This window comes from Streptomyces sp. TLI_053 (assembly GCF_900105395.1).
Taxonomy (GTDB): domain Bacteria; phylum Actinomycetota; class Actinomycetes; order Streptomycetales; family Streptomycetaceae; genus Kitasatospora.
The window spans coordinates 2,109,612-2,124,379 of sequence record NZ_LT629775.1 but is presented as its reverse complement, the minus strand read 5'-3'; the positions used below and the strand labels follow the sequence as shown (position 1 = coordinate 2,124,379).

General features: G+C 70.8%; 10 protein-coding genes and 2 rRNA genes. 8 read left to right on the top strand and 4 right to left on the bottom strand.

The genetic code is table 11. The features are described 5' to 3' along the window. Positions 1–36: 36 nt before the first annotated feature. Positions 37–3,158 (top strand): 23S ribosomal RNA (locus BLU95_RS08305). An 85-nt stretch (positions 3,159–3,243) separates the two neighbouring features. Beyond that, positions 3,244–3,360 (top strand): 5S ribosomal RNA (gene rrf, locus BLU95_RS08300). 95 nt (positions 3,361–3,455) lie between these two features. Here the strand turns inward: rrf and BLU95_RS08295 are convergent. The 3 genes from BLU95_RS08295 to BLU95_RS08285 all read right to left on the bottom strand — a co-directional run bounded on the left by BLU95_RS08295 (position 3,456) and on the right by BLU95_RS08285 (position 6,363). Next, a complete protein-coding gene (locus BLU95_RS08295) occupies positions 3,456–4,664 on the bottom strand; it encodes a beta-propeller domain-containing protein (protein WP_093859423.1) in 1,209 nt (402 codons plus the stop codon). Positions 4,665–4,916: 252 nt separating this feature from the next. Further along, a complete protein-coding gene (locus tag BLU95_RS08290; protein ID WP_093859422.1) occupies positions 4,917–5,687 on the bottom strand; it encodes a lysophospholipid acyltransferase family protein in 771 nt (256 codons plus the stop codon). 250 nt (positions 5,688–5,937) lie between these two features. Further along, complete coding sequence (locus BLU95_RS08285; protein ID WP_093859421.1) at positions 5,938–6,363, bottom strand: DUF4395 domain-containing protein; 426 nt, start codon at positions 6,361–6,363, stop codon at positions 5,938–5,940. Positions 6,364–6,586: 223 nt separating this feature from the next. Between BLU95_RS08285 and BLU95_RS08280 the strand changes: the two genes are divergently transcribed. The 5 genes from BLU95_RS08280 to BLU95_RS08260 all read left to right on the top strand — a co-directional run bounded on the left by BLU95_RS08280 (position 6,587) and on the right by BLU95_RS08260 (position 11,979). Then, positions 6,587–7,000 (top strand): thioredoxin family protein, encoded by a 414-nt coding sequence (locus tag BLU95_RS08280; protein ID WP_093864723.1) that lies wholly within the window; start codon positions 6,587–6,589, stop codon positions 6,998–7,000. A 370-nt stretch (positions 7,001–7,370) separates the two neighbouring features. Further along, complete coding sequence (locus tag BLU95_RS08275) at positions 7,371–8,156, top strand: electron transfer flavoprotein subunit beta/FixA family protein (RefSeq protein WP_093859420.1); 786 nt, start codon at positions 7,371–7,373, stop codon at positions 8,154–8,156. A 45-nt stretch (positions 8,157–8,201) separates the two neighbouring features. Continuing rightward, a complete protein-coding gene (locus BLU95_RS08270) occupies positions 8,202–9,164 on the top strand; it encodes an electron transfer flavoprotein subunit alpha/FixB family protein (protein ID WP_093859419.1) in 963 nt (320 codons plus the stop codon). Positions 9,165–9,409: 245 nt separating this feature from the next. Beyond that, positions 9,410–10,834 carry an acyl-CoA synthetase gene (locus BLU95_RS08265; RefSeq protein ID WP_093859418.1) on the top strand — a complete coding sequence of 475 codons (1,425 nt, stop codon included), beginning with the start codon at positions 9,410–9,412 and terminating at the stop codon, positions 10,832–10,834. A gap of 224 nt (positions 10,835–11,058) precedes the next feature. Continuing rightward, positions 11,059–11,979 carry a C40 family peptidase gene (locus BLU95_RS08260; RefSeq protein ID WP_093859417.1) on the top strand — a complete coding sequence of 307 codons (921 nt, stop codon included), beginning with the start codon at positions 11,059–11,061 and terminating at the stop codon, positions 11,977–11,979. Positions 11,980–12,087: 108 nt separating this feature from the next. Here the strand turns inward: BLU95_RS08260 and BLU95_RS08255 are convergent, their stop codons facing one another. Then, entirely contained in the window at positions 12,088–13,092 is a 1,005-nt protein-coding gene (locus tag BLU95_RS08255) for a PfkB family carbohydrate kinase (protein ID WP_093859416.1), read from the bottom strand. A gap of 446 nt (positions 13,093–13,538) precedes the next feature. On the opposite strand from BLU95_RS08255, the gene BLU95_RS08250 reads away from it, so the two are divergent. Further along, entirely contained in the window at positions 13,539–14,606 is a 1,068-nt protein-coding gene (locus BLU95_RS08250) for an NUDIX hydrolase (protein ID WP_093859415.1), read from the top strand. Positions 14,607–14,768: the final 162 nt, after the last annotated feature.

The following is a 14,768-nucleotide window of genomic DNA, read 5'->3' as shown; positions in this document are numbered from 1 at the left end:
TTGTTTGAGAACTGCACAGTGGACGCGAGCATCTGTGGCCAAGTTTTTAAGGGCGCACGGTGGATGCCTTGGCACCAGGAACCGATGAAGGACGTGGGAGGCCACGATAGTCCCCGGGGAGCCGTCAACCAGGCTTTGATCCGGGGGTTTCCGAATGGGGAAACCCGGCAGTCGTCATGGGCTGTCACCCATACCTGAACACATAGGGTATGTGGAGGGAACGCGGGGAAGTGAAACATCTCAGTACCCGCAGGAAGAGAAAACAACCGTGATTCCGGGAGTAGTGGCGAGCGAAACCGGATGAGGCTAAACCGTGATGGTGTGAGACCCGGCAGGGGTTGCCGTCACGGGGTCGTGGGATTTTTCTTGACCGGTCTGCCGGCCGGTCGGCGAGTCAGAAACCGTATGGATAGTCGAAGGACATGCGAAAGGTCCGGCGTAGAGGGTAAGACCCCCGTAGGCGAAATCTGTACGGCTCGTTTGAGAAACTCCCAAGTAGCACGGGGCCCGAGAAATCCCGTGTGAATCTGGCGGGACCACCCGCTAAGCCTAAATATTCCCTGGTGACCGATAGCGGATAGTACCGTGAGGGAATGGTGAAAAGTACCGCGGGAGCGGAGTGAAATAGTACCTGAAACCGTGTGCCTACAAGCCGTGGGAGCGTCGGACATGCAGCTTGCTGTGTGTCTCGTGACTGCGTGCCTTTTGAAGAATGAGCCTGCGAGTTTGCGGTGTGTAGCGAGGTTAACCCGTGTGGGGTAGCCGTAGCGAAAGCGAGTCCGAACAGGGCGATACAGTTGCATGCCCAAGACCCGAAGCGGAGTGATCTAGCCATGGGCAGGTTGAAGCGGAGGTAAGACTTCGTGGAGGACCGAACCCACCAGGGTTGAAAACCTGGGGGATGACCTGTGGTTAGGGGTGAAAGGCCAATCAAACTCCGTGATAGCTGGTTCTCCCCGAAATGCATTTAGGTGCAGCGTCACGTGTTTCTTGCCGGAGGTAGAGCACTGGATAGGCGATGGGCCTCACCGGGTTACTGACCTTAGCCAAACTCCGAATGCCGGTAAGTGAGAGCGTGGCAGTGAGACTGTGGGGGATAAGCTCCATGGTCGAGAGGGAAACAGCCCAGAACACCGACTAAGGTCCCTAAGCGTGTGCTAAGTGGGAAAGGATGTGGAGTCGCAGAGACAACCAGGAGGTTGGCTTAGAAGCAGCCACCCTTGAAAGAGTGCGTAATAGCTCACTGGTCAAGTGATTCCGCGCCGACAATGTAGCGGGGCTCAAGCACATCACCGAAGTCGTGTCATTGCAGCATATAGGGCCAACGCCTGCTGTGATGGGTAGGGGAGCGTCGTGTGCCGGGTGAAGCGGCGGTGGAAACCAGTCGTGGACGGTATACGAGTGAGAATGCAGGCATGAGTAGCGATACAAGAGTGGGAAACTCTTGCGCCGATTGACCAAGGGTTCCTGGGTCAAGCTGATCTGCCCAGGGTAAGTCGGGACCTAAGGCGAGGCCGACAGGCGTAGTCGATGGACAACGGGTTGATATTCCCGTACCCGCTTTGAAGCGCCAACGCTGAACCCTCTGATGCTAAGCCCGTGAAGCCGGCCCGGAGTCTTCGGACAATGGGACGTGGTGGAGCCGGTGACCCGACGGGGTATTAGGTGAGCGATGGGGTGACGCAGGAAGGTAGTCCAGCCCGGGCGGTGGTTGTCCCGGGGTAAGGGTGTAGGGCGTTGTGTAGGCAAATCCGCACAACAATAGCCTGAGACCTGATGCCGAGCCGATTGTGGTGAAGTGGATGATCCTATGCTGTCGAGAAAAGCCTCTAGCGAGTTTCATGGCGGCCCGTACCCCAAACCGACTCAGGTGGTCAGGTAGAGAATACCGAGGCGTTCGGGTGAACTATGGTTAAGGAACTCGGCAAAATGCCCCCGTAACTTCGGGAGAAGGGGGGCCATTCCTGGTGACGGCACTTGCTGCCAGAGCTGGGGGTGGCCGCAGAGACCAGCGAGAAGCGACTGTTTACTAAAAACACAGGTCCGTGCGAAGCCGTAAGGCGATGTATACGGACTGACGCCTGCCCGGTGCTGGAACGTTAAGGGGACCGGTTAGCTCTGATTCGTCGGGGCGAAGCTGAGAACTTAAGCGCCAGTAAACGGCGGTGGTAACTATAACCATCCTAAGGTAGCGAAATTCCTTGTCGGGTAAGTTCCGACCTGCACGAATGGCGTAACGACTTCTCGACTGTCTCAACCATAGGCCCGGTGAAATTGCATTACGAGTAAAGATGCTCGTTTCGCGCAGCAGGACGGAAAGACCCCGGGACCTTTACTATAGCTTGATATTGGTGTTCGGTTCGGCTTGTGTAGGATAGGTGGGAGACTTTGAAGCCGTGACGCCAGTCATGGTGGAGTCGTCGTTGAAATACCACTCTGGTCGTGCTGGATGTCTAACCTGGGTCCGTGATCCGGATCAGGGACAGTGTCTGGTGGGTAGTTTAACTGGGGCGGTTGCCTCCTAAAGAGTAACGGAGGCGCCCAAAGGTTCCCTCAGCCTGGTTGGCAATCAGGTGTTGAGTGTAAGTGCACAAGGGAGCTTGACTGTGAGACTGACGGGTCGAGCAGGGACGAAAGTCGGGACTAGTGATCCGGCGGTGGCTTGTGGAAGCGCCGTCGCTCAACGGATAAAAGGTACCCCGGGGATAACAGGCTGATCTTCCCCAAGAGTCCATATCGACGGGATGGTTTGGCACCTCGATGTCGGCTCGTCGCATCCTGGGGCTGGAGTAGGTCCCAAGGGTTGGGCTGTTCGCCCATTAAAGCGGTACGCGAGCTGGGTTTAGAACGTCGTGAGACAGTTCGGTCCCTATCCGCTGTGCGCGTAGGAGTGTTGAGAAGGGCTGTCCCTAGTACGAGAGGACCGGGACGGACGAACCTCTGGTGTGCCAGTTGTCCTGCCAAGGGCATGGCTGGTTGGCTACGTTCGGGAGGGATAACCGCTGAAAGCATCTAAGCGGGAAGCCTGCTTCGAGATGAGCACTCCCACCTCCTTGAGAGGGTAAGGCTCCCAGTAGACGACTGGGTTGATAGGCCGGATATGGAAGCCCTGTGAGGGGTGGAGTTGACCGGTACTAATAGGCCGAGGGCTTGTCCTCAGTTGCTCGCGTCCACTGTGTTGTTCTGAAACAACGACCCCCATGACATGGCCTGTCGTGGGTGCGGTTGACAGTTTCATAGTGTTTCGGTGGTCATAGCGTGAGGGAAACGCCCGGTTACATTCCGAACCCGGAAGCTAAGCCTCACAGCGCCGATGGTACTGCAGGGGGGACCCTGTGGGAGAGTAGGACGCCGCCGAACAATCATTGTGAAGAACCCCCGTCGGGAAACCGGCGGGGGTTCTTTGCGTTGCGCCCGAATTCTGCGGAGAAAGCGGTGCCGCGAACGCCGAAGACTCAGCCCTGTGATTGCGGCTGTGGCTGTGGCTGGGCGGTGCCCCAGCTCGGGCGGCTCTCCCCCCGGCCCTGAGGGTCGGTCAGCCGGGTGACGGTCGAGCCGTCGGCGCGCATCGTGTAGAGCTCGGAGGCTCCGCCGGCGGGGGCCTGGTCGAAGGCGATCGCCGTGCCATCGGGGGAGAAGGAGGCGGCTCCGTAGGTGACGTCGGACGGGCCGGGGGTGAGTGCCTCCACGGCCGAGCCGTCGGGGTGGACGGTGTAGATGCCGCCGCCGGGGGCGTTGTCGGGTCCGGCCGGGTAGGTGGTGAAGACGATCCGGCTGCCGTCGGGGGACCAGTCGGCACGTTCGCCGGCCCGTAGCTCCCACGGGGTGAGCCGGCGCAGACCGGTGCCGTCGGCGTTGACGATGTAGAGGGACCGGCCGTTGGCGGGCTGGCCGGTGGCGCTGGTCCGGTAGGAGAAGACGAGCTGCTTGCCGTCGGGGGACCAGGAGGGGTCGGTGACGGCACCGGAGTAGGGGGTGTCGTTGGTGAGGAAGGTGAGCCGCTGGGCGCTGGTGCCGTCGGGGGCGATGACGAACAGGTCGCTGTACTGGATCTGCTCGGAGTCCGGATCGGAGCGGCCCCAGCTGCGGGTGAAGGCGATCGTCCTGCCGTCGGGGGACCAGGCGGGCGCGGTCTCCGACTCGTTGACGCAGTCCGGGGCGCCTGCCTCGCAGAGCGGGCCGAGCTGACGGGCGTTGCTGCCGTCGGAGCTCGTGGTCCAGATGCGGCCGGGGGAGTCGGCCCCGGTGCGGTCGAAGGCGAGCGCGGTGCCGTCGGGGGACCAGGTGGGGTGGTCGTCCCGGGTCCGGTCGCCGGGCTGGGTGAGTTGCTGCCGGGTCCGGCCGTCGGCGGTGACGGCGAAGATCGCGCTGGTGAGGCGGTCCTGGTCGAGGAAGGCCCGGCCGGCGATGAGGCCGTTGCGGGCCGGCGGGGCGGTCGGGGTGGCCGCGGCCGCGTCGACGGCGGCGGCGCTGCCGTCGGCGACGGCCGCCTCGACGGTGGGGGTTGGGCTGGGCGACTCGGCGCGGATCTCGCTGAGCGGGATCTCGCCGGGCTGGGCGCCGCAGCCGGTGAGCAGGGCCCCGGCGAGCAGGAGGCCCGCACCGGCGCGGGGGCGGGTGCGGGCCGTGGCGGGCGTGGTCCGTGAGAGCCGTGTGCGCGTCATCCGCGTGTCATCTCCGTCTCCGATCCGCCCGGCGAGTCCGGACGTGATGCCCCCCGAAGGAGCTGTCACTTTGTCAGATCGGAAGGTGCGGAGCCGGGCGACACGCGACGGTCCGCGTCCGCTCGGCGACGGAGAGTCGCCCGTTCGTGGCAGTTCGGCGGATCGGTAGTACGGCGGCGGATCAGCGGTACGAGGGGCCGGCGGCCCGGACGTTCGGCGGATCGGCGGAAGCGGAGGCCCGCCGGCGCGGCGTCAGTCCCGGGCGGCCCGGCGTTCGGCCTTGGCGAGGGCCTCCGCCTCGTCCTCGGCCTCGGCGACCTCCAGGGTGGGCGCGGTGCCCCCGAGGTGGACGGGCAGCCACCAGTTGTCCTCGGGGCCGGAGGGCTTGCCGGGGTACTCGCGCTGGGCGCGGTCGAGCATCTCGGTCATCGCGGCGCGCAGGCGGCGGGTGACCATGACGGGCTTGTCCTCGGGCGTCAGCACGATCGGCTCGCCGATCATGATGGTGACCGGGACGTGTCGCTTGGTGAGGGTCTTCGGGCGGCCCTTGGTCCACAGCTGCTGGGTGCCCCAGAGGATCACCGGGAGCAGCGGGGCGCCGGAGTCGGCGGCCATCCGGGCGGCGCCGGTCTTGAACTTCTTCAGCATGAACGAGCGGCTGATGGTGGCCTCGGGGAAGACGCCGACGACCTCGCCGGCCCGGAGGGCGCGGACGGCGGCCTCGTAGGCGGGCTGGCCGTCGGTCCGGTCGACCGGGATGTGCTTCATGCCGCGCATCAGGGGGCCGGAGACGCTGTGCTTGAACACGTCGTCCTTGGCCATGAAGCGGGTCTTGCGCTTGCCGCCGCGGTAGGCGCCCAGGCCCGCGAAGAGGAAGTCGAGGTAGCTGATGTGGTTGCTCACGAGCACCGCCCCGCCCTCGGCGGGGATGTTTTCGGCGCCGACGATCTTGATGCGCACGTCGAGTGCGCGGAAGACGGTCAGTGCGGCGCCGATCACCGGCGGGTAGACGAGCTCTGCCACGGTCAGTCCTGACTTCGACGGGCCTGGCGGCCCGGTACGGCGGGGCCCCGGGGCGGTGCGTGGGGGCCGACCGGGAGCACGGCACACCGCGGCGGCCACGGGCGATACACGGAGATGATCCCCCGAAGGAGTGCCTGCTGTCACCTGAGGGGTGCTGCCTGGCGGAATGTGAAGGTGTGACGTACGTGATGGGCCGGCCGGGAACTTTTCCGCCCCGGCCGGGCCCGTGCCGGGTGGTGGCGCGGCGGGGTCAGGCGGTGAGGTCCGCCCGGCCCTGTGCGCGGCGGACCAGCAGATACGTCTCGCAGCCCAGGCAGTAGCCGAAGGCGGCGTTCAGGAAGGCGGCGGCCAGTGCGGATCCGGTGGCGAGCAGGCCGAGCCAGTCGGCACCGGTGAGGAAGCCGAGCAGGCCGACGACGGCGAAGACCAGGCCGACGCCCTGGGCGAACCTGGGCGGCCGTTCGTCCTCCGTCCCGGCCGGCGGTGCCAGCCGGGGCCGGACCAGCGTGCGGTAGAGCCATCCGTAGGGGGAGCGGCGCAGCCCGCCGAGGGCCCCGAGGGCGAAGACGAGGGCCTGGGCGGCGAGCAGGGCGCCGCTGCCGGTGAGCAGGACGGCTATCAGGACGACGGTGGTGAGCGCGGCGGCGAAGCGCGGGCCGCGGGGATCGATCTGCACGGGGACTCCGGGAAGGGGACGGCGGCGGGCTGACGGCTGGGAGGCGTCAGCGACAGCGCGAGGCCGTGGCCCGGCACAGGTCGACCACCCGGCGGGCGGTCAGCAGCGGCTGTGCGGGGCGGTCGGAGTCCACCCGGCGATGGTACGCGGGTCGCGGGCCGGTGGTCGACCGTTGTGCCGGGGTCGTTCCCGGGCCGCGGGGGGCCTGGCGCAGACTGGGGGCATGACCGGGTTGGTGGTGTGCGTCGTCGTGCTCGCGCTGGCGAGCGCGTTCGGACTGCTGCGGGCCAAGCGCGACGGGAGGCTGAGGGTGCGGACGAAGGACGGGGCGGTGGGGCTGTCGGCGGCCGAGCTGGGGGTGCCGCTGGGTGAGCGGGCGACGCTGGTGCAGTTCTCCACGGCCTTCTGCCAACCCTGCCGGGCCACCCGCCGGGTGCTCGCGGAGGTCGCCGGGATGGTCGACGGGGTGGCGCACGTGGAGCTGGACGCCGAGGAGCGGCTGGAGCTGGTGCGGCGACTGGACATCCTGCGGACGCCGACGGTGCTGGTGCTGGACGCGGGGGGCCGGGTGGTTCGCCGGGCGAGCGGGCAGCCGAGGCGGGCGGATGTGATCGCGGCGCTGGGCGAGGCGGTCTGAGCGGTCCCGCGCCCCGGCGCGGAACGGCGTGTTCCGCGGTCGTGGTGGGTCCCCAGGGGGAAGGAGCGCCCCCGCGGGACGGAGCAGGGGTCGGGCTGGGGCAGGATGGCCCTGACGGCAGTGCGTCCGTCCCGCGGTCCGTCCGGACCGACGGCCCGCTCGGGGCTGCCGAGGGGGCCCGAGGGACGCCCGGCCGGGACCGCGCGGCGTAAGCTACTGGCGAGTAGTGACCGTCGGGCTACTGGCGAGTATGCTGCCAGGGAGTTCCGGACCGGCACGGGAGCACGCTGCCGGGAGCAGGTGCGTACCGTGTTTCGCGCCCGCTTGCACAGCCGCAGCCGCCGGACGAGACCAGTACAGGAGACAGGCCGTGAGCTTGAGGATCGTTGTCTGTGTGAAGTACGTGCCGGACGCGACGGGTGACCGTCGTTTCGCGGACGACCACACCACCGACCGGGAGGGCGTGGACGGCCTTCTGTCGGAGCTGGACGAGTACGGGGTGGAGCAGGCGCTGCGGATCGCGGAGGCGAACGAGGGTGCCGAGGTGACGGTGCTGACGGTGGGTCCGGACGACGCGAAGGACGCGCTGCGCAAGGCGTTGTCGATGGGTGCGGACCGGGCCGTGCACGTGAACGACGAGGACATCCACGGTTCCGATGCGATCGGGACGTCGGCGGTGCTGGCGAAGGCGCTGGAGCGGGCCGGGTTCGACCTGGTGATCGGTGGTATGGCGTCGACGGACGGCACGATGGGTGTGCTGCCGGCGCTGCTGGCGGAGCGGCTGGGTGTGCCGCAGCTGACGCTGCTGTCGGAGGTGTCGGTCGAGGGCGGTGTGGTGAAGGGCCGTCGGGACGGTGACTCGGCGACGGAGCTGGTGGAGGCGGCGCTGCCGGCGGTGGTGTCGGTGACGGACCAGTCGGGCGAGGCGCGTTACCCGTCGTTCAAGGGGATCATGGCGGCGAAGAAGAAGCCGGTGGAGTCCCTGGACCTGGACGATCTGGGGATCGGGGCCGGTGAGGTCGGTCTGGCGGGTTCGTGGACGGCGGTGGAGTCGGTGACGGCGCGTCCGGCGCGTACCGCGGGCACGGTCGTCAAGGACGAGGGCGAGGGCGGCAAGGCGCTCGCGGGCTTCCTCGCCGACCAGAAGTTCATCTAGTCCCACCCGTTCGCGCATCCAACGATCGATCAGGAGCAATGAATCATGGCTGAGATCCTGGTTCTCGTGGACCACGCCGACGGCGTGGTCCGCAAGCCGGCCCTGGAGCTGCTGACCCTGGCCCGCCGCATCGGCGAGCCGTCCGCGGTCGTCCTCGGCGCCGGTGACAAGGCGGCCGAGCTGGCCGCCAAGGCCGCCGAGTACGGCGCCGCCAAGGTGTACGTGGCCGACGGTGCCGAGTTCGCCGACCAGCTGGTCGTCCCGAAGGTGGACGCGCTGGCCCAGATCGCCAAGGCCGCCGACGCGGCCGCGGTGCTGGTCACCTCCTCCGGCGAGGGCAAGGAGGTCGCCGCCCGCGTCGCGCTGCGGATCGGCTCCGGCCTCATCACCGACGCCGTCGACCTGGAGGCCGGCGACAGCGGCCCGGTCGCGACCCAGTCGGTGTTCGCCGCCTCCTTCCAGGTGAAGTCGACGGTGTCGCACGGTGCCCCGGTCATCACCGTCAAGCCGAACGCCGTCGCCCCGGAGGCCGCTCCGGCCGCGGGCGCGGTGGAGGACGTCACCGTCGCGTTCACCGGCAACGCCGCCAAGGTCGTCTCGCGCACCCCGCGCGTCTCCTCCGGGCGCCCGGAGCTGACCGAGGCCGCGATCGTGGTCTCCGGCGGCCGCGGCGTCGGTGCCGCCGAGGGCTTCGGCGTGGTCGAGGAGCTCGCCGACGCGCTGGGCGCGGCCGTCGGTGCCTCGCGCGCCGCCGTCGACGCCGGCTGGTACCCGCACAGCAGCCAGGTCGGCCAGACCGGCAAGCAGGTCTCCCCGCAGCTTTACATCGCGGCGGGCATCTCCGGCGCGATCCAGCACCGGGCCGGCATGCAGACCTCGAAGACCATCGTGGCCGTCAACAAGGACCCCGAGGCCCCGATCTTCGAGCTCGTCGACTACGGCGTGGTCGGCGACCTGTTCGAGGTCCTGCCGCAGCTCACCGGCGAGGTGAAGGCCCGCAAGGCCTGACCCCGGCCTGACGGCAGGTGACGGCGCGGGGGCGCGCCCGGGAACTCCCGGGGGCGCCCCCGCGCCGTCGTTCGCCCTGGCCCACGGGTGACGGGTCCCGGCCCGTAGAGTCGGTCGGCGGCGCCGGTCGCGGAGCCCCGTGGGATCCGCGGATCCCACGGATCCTTCGGGCTTCGGGTGCGGCGCCCGGCGCACAGCGGACCGTGGGCATCCGGCCCACCGTGGACAGGGGCGAGGGAAGACGCATGACACTCTTGACGGCGCTTCGGGGCGGTTCCGGCGACTCCGCCGACGCACTGCGGATCTCCGACGGACCGGGGCTCTCCCGCGAGCGGCTGCTCGGCGCGGCCACGGCCGTCGCCGACCGGGTGGCCGGCGCCCCCGCCCTCGCGGTGCTCGCCCGGTCCACCGCCGAGACCGTGGTCGCGGTCGTGGGCGGCCTGCTCGCAGGGGTCCCGGTCGTCCCGCTGCCGCCCGACTCCGGGCCCAAGGAGCGCGCGCACATCCTGCGCGACTCCGGTGCCGCCCTGCTGGCGCACGCCGCCGGTGACGTCCTGCCGGAGGACGCCGGTGTCGCCGGGCTGCCGGTGGACCTGCGCGAGAGCTCGGCCACCTCGTACGCCGAGCCGGACCCCGCGGCGACCGCCTTCGTGCTCTACACCTCCGGCACCACCGGCGCGCCCAAGGGGGCGGTGATCGACCGCTCCGCCGTCGCCGCCGACCTCGACGCCCTCGCCGACGCCTGGCAGTGGACCGCCGAGGACACCCTGGTGCACGGCCTGCCGCTGTTCCATGTGCACGGGCTGGTGCTCGGTGTGCTCGGCGCGCTGCGGACCGGCAGCCGGCTGGTGCACACCGGCCGGCCCACCCCCGCCGGGTACGCGGCCGCGGGCGGCAGCCTCTACTTCGGAGTGCCGACGGTCTGGTCCCGGCTGGCGGCGGACCAGGAGGCGGCCGCCCGGCTCGCCTCCGCCCGGCTGCTGGTCTCCGGCAGTGCTCCGCTGCCCGTCCCGGTGTTCGAACGGCTCGCCGCGCTGACCGGCCACGCCCCGATCGAGCGGTACGGCATGACCGAGTCGCTGATCACCGTCTCCACCCGCGCCGACGGGGAGCGCCGGCCCGGCAGTGTGGGCCTGCCGGTGGCCGGGGTGCGTACCCGGCTGGTCGGCGAGGACGGCGGGCCGGTCGCGCACGACGGCGAGAGCGTGGGCGAACTCCAGGTCGCCGGGCCCACCCTGTTCCGCGGGTACCTCGATCGGCCGGACGCCGACGCCGAGGCGTGGACCGCCGACGGCTGGTTCCGGACCGGGGACGTCGCGGTGATCGGCGCCGACGGCTTCCACCGGATCGTGGGGCGGGCCTCCGTCGACCTGATCAAGAGCGGTGGGTACCGGATCGGGGCCGGCGAGGTGGAGGCGGCCCTGCGCGACCACCCGGCCGTGGCCGACGCCGCCGTGGTCGGCGCGCCGGACGCGGACCTCGGTCAGGCGATCGTGGCGTACGTCGTGCCGGACGGTCCCGTGACGGGTGAACAGCTGACGGACTTCGTGGCGTCGCGGCTCTCGGTCCACAAGCGGCCGCGGCGGGTGGTGCTGGTGTCCGAACTCCCCAGGAACGCGCTGGGAAAGGTGCTGAAGAAGCAGCTGCTGGCGGACTCGGCACACGGGTGACGGGCGGTCACCCGGCGCCGGGTCGGGTGACGGTCGCTCACCTTCCGTGAGCCTTCCTTTGGCGCACTCCACTGCGCGCCGTGACCGGACGCGTGCCTACCGTGACAAGCGGCGCGGGGCGGGCCCCAGGGACCCTCGCACCGCGTCCAGCGATTGGCGACCAGCGTTCGGCGCGACCGAGGGGATCGGCGCGATCAGCGCGATCAGCGAAGGAAGACAGCAGCATGACGACCGTCAACACCGGCGCACCGGGTGCCGCCGACGACGCGACCGGGCAGCCCGCTGCCACCACCTCCCCCCGGCCGGCGCGCGGCGCCCGCCCCTCGCGGGCCGCGCGGGTCCGCCGGGGGATAGGCATGGTGGCCGTGATCGCGGCCGGTGCCGGCGTGATCGGTCTCGGTACCGGTGTCGGGACGGCGGCGGCCGAGCCGGCGCCGGCGCACGCCGGGTGGGACGGGTCGAAGTACTGGTTCAAGAACAGTCAGGGCCAGTGGCGGTGGACGACGCACTACGACGTCTATCTGGCGAGGACCGGCGGCTCGGCCTCGACCTCGGCCTCGACCGTCTCCGCCTCGGCGGTGGCCGTCCCGTCCGGGGGCATCACCCAGGGGTGGGACGGTTCGCGGTACTGGTTCAAGAACAGTCAGGGCCAGTGGCGGTGGACGACGCACTACGACATCTACCTCGCGCGGACCGGGGGGTCGGACACCTCCGCCGCCTCGGGCTCCGCCACGGCCACGGGGGCCGGCTCCTCGGCCGACGCGGCGGCCCCCGCGGCGGACGGTGACGTGGAGGCGGCGATCGGCTTCGCGCTGGCCCAGCTGGGCAAGCCGTTCAAGACGGCCGGCAACGGCCCGGACGGCTACGACTGCTCGGGCCTCGTCCAGCAGGCCTTCCGGCGCGGCGACATCGAGCTGCCCCGGGTCGCCAACGACCAGTACGCGGCCACCACGCCGGTGACGGCCTCCCAGCTGCGGCGCGGGGACCTGCTGTTCTGGTCGGACGACGGCTCCGCCCGGGGCATCCACCACGTGGCGATCTACCTGGGCAACAACCAGTACGTGGAGGCCGCCCGGCCCGGCACGCTGATCCGGATCTCGGGGATCAGCAGCGGCTACTACCCCACCCACATGGGGCGGCCCTGACGCGTCCGCGGGTCGGCCCGGACCGGCACCCGGACCACCGCGGTCCGGGTGCCGGTCCGTGGGCGCCGGTCTGTGGGTCCGGGTTCGTGGGTGAACCGGTGCGGGCGCTCAGGTCGGCGGGGCGGTTGTCCCGGTCCCGGTCAGGTCGGCCGGGCGGGGGAGGGCACCGCGGGCGCCCAGGGCGGTGACCGCGAAGGAACCGGCCGCGACGGCGGTGGCCGCGGCCTCGGGGAGGGACGCGCCCTGGGCCAGCCGCGCGGCGAGGGCGCCGCAGAACACGTCGCCGGCGCCGGTGGTGTCGACGACGGCCACCTCGGGGGCGGGGACGCGGTGGAGTGCGCCGCCCGCCGCGACCAGCGCGCCGGCCGCGCCGAGGGTGACCACGGCTCCGTCGCCGAGTGCCGCCAGTGCGGCGGCCGTCGTGGCGGTGCCGTCCGGGCGCCGGTCCCCGGTGGTGTCGGCGGTGTCGGCGATGTCGGTGGTGGCGACGGTGGTGGCGGCGGACCGGCCGGTGAGCTGGGCGGCCTCGACGGCGTTGGCGACCAGCAGCGGGCGGCGCAGACCCGGGCCCGACCAGTCCGGGAGGACGCCCGCGGGTGCCGCGTTGTGGATCCAGCGCGGCCCGGCGGGCAACGCGGACGCCGTCGCGCGGATGCACTCCTCCGGCACCTCGCCACTGGTCAGGACGGTGTCGGCGGAGGTCAGCGCGAGGCCGGCGAGGGCCTGGGCGACCTCGGTCCCGGTGAGTCCGGCATTGGCGCCGGGGACGACCACGATGCTGTTCTCCCCGGCCGGGTCGACCAGCACGACGGCCAGTCCGGTGGGCGCGTCCGGGTCGGTGCGCACGGCGTCGGTCGCCACTCCGGCCGCCCGCAGGTCGGCCAGTGCGGCCCGGCCCTCGGCGTCGGAGCCGACCCGGGCCACCAGCCAGGTCGGCGCGCCCATGGCGGCCGCCGCCACGGCCTGGTTGGCGCCCTTGCCACCGAAGCCCTGGGCGGAGCCGGCCGCGAGGACGGTCTCCCCGGGGGCCGGGAGGACGGGGCAGCGCAGGATGCGGTCGATGTTCACGGAGCCGATGGCCACGACGCGGCCGGGCGTGCTGGGTGCGGTCATCGTTCCTCTCTATGCGCTCGGGCGCCGATGGGCAAGCACGGGCCCGGCCCGGCGGCCCCGGGCGCGGCTGGATGCACGGACGGTGCGGCGTACGGACGGTGGGGCGTACGGACGACGGGGTGCACGGACGGTGGGTGTACGGGCCGCGGGGTATACGGACGGTGGGGCGTACGAGGTGCGGAGGGGGCGTGCGCCATGGTGTCGGACTCCGGTGTCCAGGGGTGCGCGCTCCGGCGCGGCGAGGGTTGTACCGGTCCTGTGGTAGGGCCTCTGACCTGGGCACATGCCGCTGTCAAACGGAACCGGGAACCGCCATGAGCCGGGCCGACGTGGAGGTATGGGGAACGGCACGGCGCGGGTACCACCTCGGGTGGCGCTGGTTCGGCTGACGGGGGCGCCGCCCGGTGCGAACGGCACCGGGGGAGGTCGAGAAACAGGGGACGTTAGTGATCGTCTGGGTCAATGGCACGTTCGGGGCGGGCAAGACGAGCGCCTGCCGCGAGTTGGTGGAGCAGCTGCCCGGCAGCATGCTGTTCGATCCCGAGCTGGTCGGCTTCGGCCTGCGGGCGATGCTGCCGGCCGACCGGATGGCGGCGGTGTCGGACTTCCAGGACCTGCCGGCCTGGCGACGGCTCGTCCCCGAGACGGCGGCGGCGCTGCTCGGCGAGGTGCCCGGGCCGCTGGTGGTCCCGATGACGCTGCTGCGGGAGGACTACCGGGACGAGATCTTCGGCTCACTGGCCTCCAACGGCATCGCGGTGCACCACCTCGTCCTGGATCCTGAAGAAACGATCCTGCGTGCGCGCATTGCCCAGCGGGAGGAGGTGCCCGAGGACCCCGAACGCAGCGAACGGATCCGGCAGTGGTGCCTGGAGCACGTGCCCCGCTACCTCGCCGCCCGCCGCTGGCTGCGCCGGGACGCCCGGCTCGTCGACACCTCCGGACTCACCCCGCGCGAGACCGCCACCAGGCTCGCGCAGCTGGTGGGCGACGGGTCGGCCCGCTGCCCGATCGTCCAGAGCCCCGATCCCACCGGGGACACCGTGGCCGCCGCCGTCCTGTTCTTCGACGAGCAGGACCGGGTGCTGCTCGTCGACCCGGTCTACAAGCCGGACTGGGAGTTCCCCGGCGGGGTTGTCGAACGCGGTGAGGCGCCGACCGACGCCGCGCTGCGGGAGACCGCCGAGGAACTCGGCGTCCGGCTGGACCCGGCCGCGCTGCGACTGCTCGCCGTCGACTGGGAGCCGCGCACCGGTCCGCGCCGGGGCGGGCTGCGCCTGGTCTACGACGGCGGCCTGCTGGACGCGAACGCCCGGCAGGGGCTGCTGCTCCAGCAGGACGAGCTGCGCAGCTGGCGCTTCGTCAGCCTGGAGGAGGCCTCCGGACTGCTGCCGCCCGGGCGGTACCGGCGGCTCGCCGCGGCGCTGGACGCCCGCCGCTGCGGTGAGCTGCGCTACCTGGAGGCCGGGCGGCGGGCGGGGGTGGGGCTGGCGTCGACGGCGGACGCGGCCTGAGCGGTCCGGGGCTCGGGCCCGGGCACCGGGGCGGCCCGGGGTGCCGGGTCGGTGGAGCGGTCGGTCCGGCGTCCTCGGCCGGGCCGGCCGCTCCGGCGTTCGATCCGTGGTCCCCGTGGGCGCGGCGGCGGTGGCGGTGGGGCCCGGGCGAGCCGTGCGGGG